This window comes from Streptomyces olivochromogenes (assembly GCF_021538895.1).
In the GTDB taxonomy this organism is placed as follows: Bacteria; Actinomycetota; Actinomycetes; order Streptomycetales; family Streptomycetaceae; genus Streptomyces; species Streptomyces olivochromogenes_A.
On sequence record NZ_JADDRL010000199.1, the window covers coordinates 1 to 9,301 of the forward strand.

11 protein-coding genes and 1 pseudogene are annotated in these 9,301 nt (G+C 68.8%); 9 read left to right on the forward strand and 3 right to left on the reverse strand.

The genetic code is table 11. The features are described from left to right. The first annotated feature begins 534 nt into the window (after positions 1-534). The 6 genes and pseudogenes from IPZ69_RS45055 (at position 535) to IPZ69_RS45080 (ending at position 4,839) form a co-directional block, all read left to right on the forward strand. Positions 535-1,503, forward strand: a pseudogene (locus tag IPZ69_RS45055) (DNA polymerase Y family protein). Positions 1,504-1,533: 30 nt separating this feature from the next. Continuing rightward, positions 1,534-2,022 (forward strand): DUF6292 family protein, encoded by a 489-nt coding sequence (locus IPZ69_RS45060; protein WP_235460717.1) that lies wholly within the window; start codon positions 1,534-1,536, stop codon positions 2,020-2,022. A gap of 155 nt (positions 2,023-2,177) precedes the next feature. Further along, the gene (gene ku, locus IPZ69_RS45065) at positions 2,178-3,092 is read left to right on the forward strand and encodes a non-homologous end joining protein Ku (protein ID WP_235460718.1); all 915 of its coding nucleotides are present in this window, start codon (positions 2,178-2,180) and stop codon (positions 3,090-3,092) included. Positions 3,093-3,565: 473 nt separating this feature from the next. Further along, entirely contained in the window at positions 3,566-3,955 is a 390-nt protein-coding gene (locus tag IPZ69_RS45070) for a type II toxin-antitoxin system RelE/ParE family toxin (RefSeq protein ID WP_235460719.1), read from the forward strand. A 45-nt stretch (positions 3,956-4,000) separates the two neighbouring features. Next, positions 4,001-4,366 (forward strand): helix-turn-helix domain-containing protein, encoded by a 366-nt coding sequence (locus tag IPZ69_RS45075; RefSeq protein WP_235460720.1) that lies wholly within the window; start codon positions 4,001-4,003, stop codon positions 4,364-4,366. Continuing rightward, positions 4,363-4,839 carry a hypothetical protein gene (locus IPZ69_RS45080; protein WP_235460721.1) on the forward strand — a complete coding sequence of 159 codons (477 nt, stop codon included), beginning with the start codon at positions 4,363-4,365 and terminating at the stop codon, positions 4,837-4,839. Before IPZ69_RS45075 ends, IPZ69_RS45080 begins: the two co-directional genes overlap by 4 nt. A gap of 176 nt (positions 4,840-5,015) precedes the next feature. Here IPZ69_RS45080 and IPZ69_RS45085 read toward each other — a convergent pair whose 3' ends face one another. Beyond that, the gene (locus IPZ69_RS45085) at positions 5,016-5,384 is read right to left on the reverse strand and encodes a hypothetical protein (protein ID WP_235460722.1); all 369 of its coding nucleotides are present in this window, start codon (positions 5,382-5,384) and stop codon (positions 5,016-5,018) included. Positions 5,385-6,411: 1,027 nt separating this feature from the next. On the opposite strand from IPZ69_RS45085, the gene IPZ69_RS45090 reads away from it, so the two are divergent. Further along, positions 6,412-6,594: a hypothetical protein gene (locus IPZ69_RS45090; protein WP_235460723.1), complete on the forward strand. Its 183-nt coding sequence runs from the start codon at positions 6,412-6,414 to the stop codon at positions 6,592-6,594. A gap of 241 nt (positions 6,595-6,835) precedes the next feature. Here IPZ69_RS45090 and IPZ69_RS45095 read toward each other — a convergent pair whose 3' ends face one another. Both IPZ69_RS45095 and IPZ69_RS45100 read right to left on the reverse strand, forming a co-directional pair. After that, complete coding sequence (locus IPZ69_RS45095; protein ID WP_235460724.1) at positions 6,836-7,213, reverse strand: STAS domain-containing protein; 378 nt, start codon at positions 7,211-7,213, stop codon at positions 6,836-6,838. A gap of 68 nt (positions 7,214-7,281) precedes the next feature. Further along, a complete protein-coding gene (locus IPZ69_RS45100; RefSeq protein ID WP_235460725.1) occupies positions 7,282-8,181 on the reverse strand; it encodes a replication-relaxation family protein in 900 nt (299 codons plus the stop codon). A 491-nt stretch (positions 8,182-8,672) separates the two neighbouring features. Between IPZ69_RS45100 and IPZ69_RS45105 the strand changes: the two genes are divergently transcribed. Together IPZ69_RS45105 and IPZ69_RS45110 are read left to right on the forward strand one after the other, a co-directional pair. Next, positions 8,673-9,017, forward strand: coding sequence for a hypothetical protein (locus tag IPZ69_RS45105; RefSeq protein WP_235460726.1), 345 nt, complete (start codon positions 8,673-8,675; stop codon positions 9,015-9,017). Between the two features lie 23 nt (positions 9,018-9,040). After that, on the forward strand, positions 9,041-9,301 hold a 261-nt coding region (locus tag IPZ69_RS45110; protein ID WP_235460727.1), incomplete at its 3' end, for a hypothetical protein.

Sequence of the window (9,301 nt, forward strand, 5' to 3'; positions counted from 1 at the left end):
GGACAGTCCCTCGGGTATGGCGTCGCCGTACAGGTTCAGGTTCATGATCACGACGTTAGTCCCGCAGGATCGGGCTGCTTCCCGCGCCCAAAGGCACTGGCGCCGCGGGCGGCAGCTGCCGCTGAGCACGAGCCGGATACGGCTGCACAGGTCCAGTGCTCATTGAACAGATCCGGTGCTCAGCCACAACAGCAGGCCTCGTCCCGGTTGTGACGGAGCACCGTAGTTTGCGAGTGGTGCACGGTAGTTTGCGAGCCGCCAGGAACGCTCGCCTGACCTGGGGTTTTGTCGCCGATGCGAGTCGTTCGGTCGCCAGCACTCGCAAGGTGTCGTGCTCCAACCTCGCAAACTGCGGTGCACCGTCATGGCGCTGACCAGCGAGTTCTAAACGATCACTCGCAAACTGTCGTGCTCCGTCACACCGGTCGATGCGCTCGCGCACTCGCGTGTTCGATTTTATGTTCGATAACGTGAGGGGGTGGGAGGTGGACCTTGGTGAACGTGGAGACGCCGCAGGTTGGGCAGTCGTTGGTGATGCATGTGCGCTGCCCGGACCGGTTGCCGGAGGAGACCTACCGGCAGGTTCTGGAGCTTCTGGCGGACCTGTCTCCGGTCGTGCAGGCGCTGCCGCCTTCTGCGGCTCTGGTCTAGCTCAAGGGGGCGTTGCGCTATCACGGGGTCGACGGCCGGCGGCTCGGCGAAGTCCTGCGCGTGCGGGCCATCTCCCACCTGGGTGTCGACGTCCGTGTGGGCATGGGCCCGACCATCACGGTCGCGGCGACTGCCTCCGGACAGATCACCGCTCCGGGCGGGGTCCTCGCGATTGCGCCCGAGCACGCCGCCGACTGGCTCGCCCAGCTGCCGGTGGACGCCTTGCATGGCATTGGCCCCCGTCAGGCGGCCGCGCTGCGCGATTACGGCATTCACAGCGTCGGCCTGCTCGCCGCTGTCCCGCCCGCCACCGTGCAGCGTCTGCTCGGCGGCCGCGCCGGACGCATCGCCGCCGACCGGGCCCGCGGGATCGACCCGCGCCCTGTCGTCCCTCGCGCCCTGCCCGCCTCCGCGACCGTGCGGCACACCTTCGACCGCCACACCCTGGACGGGGCCGCCGTCCGCGCCGCCCTGCTCGACCTGGTCGTCCAACTCGGCGTGCTGCTCCGCAGTCGCGACCAGGCGGCCCGCGCGCTCACCCTGACCCTGCGGTTCGCGGGCGGTACCAGCTGGGAGAAGACCCGCCGCTTGCGAGAGGCGTCCGCGCACGACGAGGACCTGCGATCCCTCGCCTATCAGCTGATGGACGCCGCCGGCCTGCAGCGCGGCCGCCTGACCGGCCTGGCCCTCAAAGGCGAGGACCTCATCGACGCCGGCCAGGTCGCCGAGCAGATCAGCCTCGACCATGCCCGCGAGGCCCGTCTGGTCGCCGAGGCCGCCATGGACCGCATCCGCGCCAAGTTCGGCCCCACCGCGGTCGGCCCCGCCGCGACCTTCCCCCACGCGTCATGACCTCACGGTCCGCCCCGGGGAGGCGAAGAGATGCTGCTTGATCCGCCGGGGACGAGCTGCACACTGCCGCACTGGCCCTACGCGCAGGCCGTCGACGAAGCCCTCACCGCGCGTGGCATTGCGCCGGGCAAGATCCGGGCCGGCTCGATGGGCCGTGAGCACGGCGAGACGATGTACCTGATGCTCGCCTGGGACGTCAGCCGCACCCACGGCATCGGCGGTCTCCGGATGACCTGGACTGAAGAGACCGGCTGGGCGTACACGCCGCTCGGCGCCAACCCCCGCATCCAAGGACCGCACCGGCCGCTCACCCCACTGCGCCGGATCTTCGCGCGCCCGGACGACGTCGCCGAGGTTGCCGACCGCCTGGTGCGCGCCTGGCGCACACCCACCGGCGACTACCACGCAGAGTGGGACGCCGCAGACAAGATGAGGACCGCGATCGCCGACTTCCGCGACCACAGCCACAGCAGTCGGCCTGTCCGGCACACGGGAGGCGGGTCAGCCGACGGACGGTGATCCCAGCGACGCCTTTCCGCAGCAACGACAGTGATGCCCTGTGCGACCCCCACAGCCTCGAAGCAGGCGCCAGAACACTGGGCCGGTTCTCGGGTGCCCGGTGCTGGCCCCGGCTTCTAGGCTGAGTGTGCTCGGGGCGCACTGCGGAGGTCGTCATGCCCCGAACCATCTGGTCCGGCGCCATCTCGTTCGGTCTGGTCACGGTGCCGATCAACGTGGTCAGCGCGACGGAGGACCACAGCATTCGCTTCCACCAGTACCACCTGCGGGACATGGGCCGGGTTCGGGTGCGCAGGGTGTGCGAGCTGGAGGACCGCGAGGTCACCCAGGACGAGATCGGCAAGGGCTACGAGCTGACCCGCACCCAGGTCATCCCGATCACCGATGAGGAACTGCGGAACCTGCCGCTGCCGACGGCGAAGGCGATCGAGATCCAGGGGTTCGTGCCGCTGGAGACCGTCGACCCGCTGCGGATCGGGGAGGGGTACTACCTGCAGCCGAGCGGGCAGGTCGCGGCGAAGCCGTACAAGCTGCTCGTCCAGGCGCTCGGCCGCTCCGGCAAGGTGGCCGTGGCCAAGTACGCGTGGAGCGGCCGGGAACGCCTGGGCCTGCTGCGTGTGAGGGAGGACGCGCTGGTCCTGCACGCCATGCGCTGGCCGGACGAGATCCGCTCCCCGCAGGAGCTGTACCCGCCGTCCGTCGACGTCGATGAGCGGGAGATCGAAGGTGCGCTCGCTCTCATGGACACCTTGGCCCGCGACGATCTCGAAGGCGAGGAGTTCCGCGACGAGTACACGGAGGCCCTGGCGCGGATCATCGAGGCGAAGCGGGAGGAGATGCCGCTGCCGCAGGTACCCGAGCCGGAGCAGTCGGCCCAGGTGCTTGACCTGATGGCCGCACTGAGCGCGAGCGTTGAGCAGGCGAAGGCCACCCGCGGTGAGCCGGCCGAGGTGCACGAGCTGCCGACGCCGAAGAAGAAGGCGGCCGCGAAGAAGCCGCCAACCAAGAAGACCACGGCGAAGAAGACGACCGCGAAGAAGACTGCGGGGCGCAAGCCGCGAAGTGTCTGAGGTGCGGCAGGTGCACAGTCTCCGCCCGGTCATGTTGGTAACTGTGTACCGGATCAAGGCCAGCGGTCGCGGCCAGGGACTGGTCCCCGTCGGCTGCTCTTAGCACTGGGCCCGTCTCCGTCGTTGTGTTGTTGGCGTTCCCGCTGCGGCGTGCGCGGCACGGAGTGCGATGTGCCGCGATGGCGCAGACTGATGCCGAGCTTGTGCACCGGTACGCCGCCCCGGTGCGCTGCTGAGCCTCACTCTCACCCGTAAGGGTGATCGTGCTGATCAGATTCCCAGTACCTCTTGCCGTCCTTGAGTGCTCCTGAGGTCGGCTCACTCCCTCGCTGAGCAGCCGAAACCTTTGTGCCTAGCGGCAGCCGGAGGGGTTCTCGCAGCTTAAATATCAAAGGGATCGTCCGCTTACTGTCTGCAACAGTTTTGGGCCTCGGCAGATACGCCCTGCCACCGCAGGGAGGGGGAGCGGGCACGTGACACAGCGCTGGGAGTTCTACCAGACATCCGTGGGGGCGGATGTTGTACGCAAGGAGATGTTCAAGTGCCAGCTCACCAGGGATGAGAAGGCCAAGCTGGGCCGGCTGATGGAGCGGGCGCAGCGGGGCGAGCTCCTAGCCAAGGACCGCAAGGACCTGCGTGGGGGGCTGCTGGAGCTGAGGCTGGACTGCGGGGAGCGGATCTTCCGGCTCTTCTACGGCGAGGTCGAGGCAGCCAACGTCCTGCTCGCTGTGAAGTTCGTGAACAAGAAGTCCACGCAGGGCATCGCAACCGATCCAACCGATATCGAGACTGCCCGTAAGCGCCTGAACGAGTGGCAAATCAGGTCAAAACGTGACGATCAACGACCTGACGCGTTGAATTGATATCGGTTTTAGGCGATACTCGGCTAGCAGGGGAAGGGGGACACCGTGGATGAGTACCTCGCTGACATGCTCGGGATCGATCTGGCTGATGCTCGTACACAGGACGCGCTTGATGACACCGAGCGGGTCATGAAACTCATCGAGACGTTGGTACAGCACCGCAAGCGCCGGAAGATCTCGCAGACGCAGGTCGCCGAAGCGATGGAGACCACGCAGTCGGCCGTATCCGACTTTGAGCGCCTGGGCGGCGACCCGCGCCTCAGTACGGTGATGCGGTACGCCCGGGCGGTTGGGCTGTGCGTCCGCGTCAAGACGATGGTGGTGGAAGAGCGTCCTTCGGACGCCGGCTGGCAGGCAGTCGCGCACCAGGAAGAGTCCGTTGCTGTGGCAGGCAGGCGGTCCGCGGCATGAGCAGCCAAGTGGCACGCGTTCTGGCCACGGTGAATGAACTGCAGAGCACGGCGGAACTAGTGGACATCCTTTACTACGAGGTGTCCGGACGCCGGCTCGACGGATTTTCGCGCGCCAGCACAGGATGCCGTGACGACGTGGCACCAGACGACGACACCGCTGAGATCGAGCTGATGCAGCGCCTCGAAGGCGACACCATCGACATCCGATTGCGGGCCCTGGTCGTTACCGGTCAAGGCCGCCTGATCGCAGATGTTGCGGCCGTCTTCCGGACTCCGGAACAGGTCAGCGTTCCTCCCGAGGTGGTGTCAGAATTCGCGAAAGTCGTTGCCACGCCGATAGTGCGTCCGTACCTGCGCGAGGCCATTCACCAAACGGCGGTTCGTCTTGGCATTGACGCCCCCCTGCTGTCGATCCTGGACTCGCGTGAACGCACGTTCTGGCAAATGAAGCGACGCGACGCCGCACCATGACCCTCAACTGCGAACGGCCTCTGCCGTCTTGGACGGGTCGAGTGACTCGTCCGGGGATGCGTCGTTCCGCTTGAAGCGGGGCGTGGTTATCTTCCAGAGGACGAATGGGCTCGGCTCGAACCGCACCTCCTCCAGCACTCGGAGTCCATCCGGTGCCTTCCGGTCGACTGCCACGGTCAGGGCCGGAAGTTCGCCTTGTCGCCGCGAATCTGGATCACGGTAGGGGTGATGATTTCAGTGCCGTCCACCGGGTGAAGTTCGAGCCGCAGGCTTCTTACAGCACCGATGGCCTGGTCGACGAAGTTCCGTACGGGTGCTGCTGTCTCAGGCACGGTGAAACCTCTGGGCCACGTGGTCTCGTGCCACCAGCACTCCAGCTCGAACTGGTGGATGCCGTGTGCGAGCGCCGTGTTCTGGGCTAATGGTCGGCGTTGGCAGCCGCCATGGTGTTCGGTCGTCTCCAGGTACGCCCGGACGACCTCGATGCGGTAGCGGCTGGGCAGGGTCCGCTGCTTCCGGCAGCCGCGGCACTCCAGCAGGTGCAACCCGCCCCCTCGCTACCTTCAAGGCAGTAGCGCGTGCTGCCAGCGGATGTTCGCGTCGTGGATCGGCTCCTACCGCAGCCTGCCGGGCGCGGTCATCACGCTCCAGGAGCAGACCGCCCAAGGCGAGCGCGTAGTACATGCCTGGCACGCCGACACGGACGCCTGACCGGGCCCGTGACCCGTCGCCATCGGGCGCGTTGCCCCCCGTGACGCGTGTGCGGGTCCGGCCTGGTGGCCTCCGGGCAGGATTCGCTCCGCTTGCGGCCCCGGTAACCCCGCCCGGCCCCGGGGCCGCCTTCCTGTTCGCCCGCTGGCAGTGCCGCGCTGACCTGCCATGGTCGGGGGTTGCGGGGCTTGGTCGGGCCCGTGGTACGCCTCCCTGGCATCCCGTGGTCGGGGTCCCGCAACAGCCGGGCAAGCCCGACGGATTGGGGCTTGCCCAGTATCGGACAGGCTTGCCCAGCTGCTACCGGACCCGGCCCACCGGCGAGTCCTGTACAGCCTCGGTGGGTTGCTTCCTTGGTAGGGCCCTTAGGGGGCTGGAGGGTGGGCTCCACCGTTGCACCGGGACTTGCACCGAGAGTTGCAGCCCCCTCATCGCGCGGGCGCCTGTTTGTGCAGGTGAGGCACCGTGGGCAAGCCGGCCGTGTACGCCGACACCTCCCTCCGCAGGTAGCCGGAGGGAGGTGTCTGCTTTTCCGGTGCTGTGGCGGGGCGGCAGCGCGCATTCAAGGGCGCAGGACCGCGTGCGAGGGTGCCGGGAACTATTGAATACGGGCTCGGGACTGCGAAGAGTCAGCACAGCCGCAGCGCCCCGAGACCCCTTCCGTTCCGCCTGACCGCGAGACGCGGGATCACCGGCGAATGCTGTTCAGAGCCGGTTGCGGGGCTAACCCCAGCAACTCGCACTCTGTCTCCGCCCTGTCCGGCATCCCTGCCGGCACCTAAGGGCCACCAGGGCGCTGTGCCCTGTCACCCATTCGCACGCGGGATTCCCCGTGTGCTTGATCCCGAGGGGGAATCTTCCATGTCTGCGCTGGCGCTGCTCGTCGTGCTGCTCCTGGTCCTGGTCGGCCTGATCGTGGTCGGCGGCCTGGTCTACGTGGCCTACCGCCGCCCGGCGTTGGGGATGCCGCTGACGGTCGGTCTGGCGGCTGCCGGCGTTCTGGCCGCTGTGGTGTTCGGGATCGTCCAGAGCGCAGGGCGATGACCCGTGCAAGGCTCCGAGGTCACCGGCTCGGTCTTGCACGCGGCCGCTGCGCACTCGTTCGCGCGGACTGCGCGCCGGCTGCGCAATCAGGTGCCGGGCGGCGTGCATGGGGCTGCGTAACGCTGTGAGCTGCTGTGGTCGGGTCTGTGGTCGGGGTGCCGGGAGCCGTGGTGGGGCCCTTTCTCGCATGTGCGCAGTCGCTGCACGTGCGGTGTGCGCTGCGACTGCGCAGGGCCGGGTGTTAGGGGGTGGTGGCGTCGTGGACGGTTGCTCGGATGTCGAGGACGGTGTCGGCTCCGGTGAGCTGCAGGACGCGCTGCAGCTGTGGTGCGGGTACGGCCAGGCGGAGGGTGGTGGTGCCGGAGTTGTGGATGCTGAGCAGCAGGTTCAGGAACGAGGAGTCCGCGAAGGTGACGGCTGATGCGTCCACGACGAGAAGCGCATGGGCTGCCGCGGCTTTCTCCATCGTTGCGGTGAGCGGGGCGAGGGAGTTGAGGTCCCAGGCGCCGGGGACGGCGATGACCCAGGCCCCGTCCTGCGCGTACTCGACCGCCTGCGGTGATCCTTGTCCGTCCCCGGGCTGGCTGGGGAGGTCTCCGTACCCGTCACCGCGCGTCATATGTTCAGTATCATCCGCCCCACTGAGAGGGTCACCAGTGCTGTCTAGCCTCGGTGACCAGAACCAGCTCACGGGTGCCGGGAGTGAGTCCAGGCGACTGTGGTGCCGGGGGCCTGCACGAGACTCCACACAGGCGCTGACGGGCCGTCCTGGAGCAGGTTGACCAGAGGGGCCACCAGGACGGGCACGTCGCGTAGGAAGCCGTACGGGGGCAGTTGCGAGGCTGCTGCGCGAAGGGCGCGGATGCGGTTCTCGACACCGGCCGGGCCGGTGCCGTCCAGGACGAACAGCAGCCGCGGAAACAGCGGATAGCGCCGCCGCCAGTCCTCCTCCAGCAGCTGCTGCTGCCCGGCAGCGGTCCGGGGACGCCCGGGCACAGGTGCGGGCACGTAGTCGTGGAGGCGGGCGTAAGCGGTCAGCTTCGCGGCCAGGCGCTCGGGCCCCATGGTGGCCCGGTCGACCTCCACGAAAGCCCGCAGCATCGACCCGCCGTCGTCGCAGGCGCGGTAGTACAGCAGCGCGTCCGGGATGACAGCCTCGCCGCCCCCGAGAGGGTGGTGCACCTCGGGGATCCAGTCCAGCGGCCGGCACTCATCACCCCGGCGACGCGCATCCTGCACAAACGCCAGCCCGGTCTCCGTCACCGTCAGCGCATGCCCCGCCCGCAGCCGGGCCGCGGTCCGGTCCGCGATCAGCCTCGGCGGCCGCCGCTCCCGCAGCTCGGGCCACTCGGAGGCGACGTCCGCGCCGTACTGGGTGGCGAACCACACCCGCGTCCGGCCGGCCTGCGGCAGGGTGACGCGGTCGACCAGGCCCTCACTGCGGAGCTTGGCCAGCCTTCGCCGGGTCTGCTCGATCCGCACCTCGGGCGCAATCGTCAGATGCATCTGCTCCGTCGTGGTCATCCGGTACTGCGCCAGCACTGCCAAGGCGAGCCGGTCCCCGCCACCGGCGTCCACGTTCAACATCGTTGCCCTTCACGTACGCTGCCGCGCCGGTCTTCTCCGGCGCCGCTCGTACGTCCACGGCAGCAGCCGGCCCCGACCAGAACCCCGACCGTGAAGGCCCGACCAGCGTCACGATGCGATAACCCCGCCCCCGACCACGCCCGCAACCCCACCGGGGACCCTGCCGACAACCCCGCCAACAACCGTCCGCACCTATCCGGCGCCTGACGGAGTATCCGCAGGTCACCACGCCCTTTTGGCATAGTCGGGGACCCCGACATCCCCCTCTGCACCCCCACCAACGACCCATCCCAGGAAAAAGAAGAAGGGAAGGGGAGGTTGGGGGTGTGGTGGTGGAGCGGCCGGGGATCGGGCCGGGCGGCCTTCCAGGGTGTTGCGCGTCGGCGGGGCCGCCGCGCGCTGCCGGGCAGACAAGCTGCCCGGCGGTCTGGGGCGGGTGATCTTCGGCGCGCGGCCGTGACCGGCCCTGCGATCCCCGGGGTTGACGGCATATGCCTACGCCCCGATGCCTGCTCATCACGGTGGCCGCCGCCGTCCTCGCCACCATGCTCTCCGCCCCGCACTTCACCGCCACCGCAGCAGCGGCGACGCCGTGCTCCGCGAAGTGGACGGCCGTCCAGAGGGCGGCGGTGCGCAGGCCCGCGTGGAACGACGGCCCGGTGGCCACGCCCGGCTCGCCGTTCGTGCGCTACCTCGGGAAGGGGGAGACGGTGACGTCGTGCGTTGTCGCGGTTGGCCGGGGCGGGGGCAGCGAGTACCGCGAGTGCGGAGGCGGCAGCATCTGGCGGATCGTCCCGGGCGGACAGGTGCCGGCCGGCTGCCTGAAGCGCAAGTGACCACACACGAGGAGGGGGATCCGATGCACGACGCCCGCGACCAGGTCCTCGCCGTGACCCTCGCTGTCCTGCTGCTGACCGGCACTGCTCTGCTCGTCTCCTGCTGGATGGGCCCCCTCGCCACGTTCACCACCGTGGCCGCGCTTGTCGTCACCGCCTACGCCGCGCCCGGCCTCGCCCGCCGTCTGACGGTCCGCCGCGCGTTCCGTGAACTGCAGCGGAGCCTGATGCCCGCGAGCAGGCGACGGGCTTCGTTGCGGTTGATGGAGCGCTGGGGGAGTTGT

Excerpts from the sequence above, each read along its gene's own strand:
- IPZ69_RS45060 (WP_235460717.1), top strand. The coding sequence starts at position 1,534 with ATGCTGCTTGATCCGCCGGGGACGAGCTGCACACTGCCGCACTGGCCC.
- ku (WP_235460718.1), top strand. The coding sequence starts at position 2,178 with ATGCCCCGAACCATCTGGTCCGGCGCCATCTCGTTCGGTCTGGTCACG.
- IPZ69_RS45080 (WP_235460721.1), top strand. The coding sequence starts at position 4,363 with ATGAGCAGCCAAGTGGCACGCGTTCTGGCCACGGTGAATGAACTGCAG.
- IPZ69_RS45090 (WP_235460723.1), top strand. The coding sequence starts at position 6,412 with ATGTCTGCGCTGGCGCTGCTCGTCGTGCTGCTCCTGGTCCTGGTCGGC.
- IPZ69_RS45095 (WP_235460724.1), bottom strand. The coding sequence starts at position 7,213 with ATGACGCGCGGTGACGGGTACGGAGACCTCCCCAGCCAGCCCGGGGAC.
- IPZ69_RS45100 (WP_235460725.1), bottom strand. The coding sequence starts at position 8,181 with ATGTTGAACGTGGACGCCGGTGGCGGGGACCGGCTCGCCTTGGCAGTG.
- IPZ69_RS45105 (WP_235460726.1), top strand. The coding sequence starts at position 8,673 with ATGCCTACGCCCCGATGCCTGCTCATCACGGTGGCCGCCGCCGTCCTC.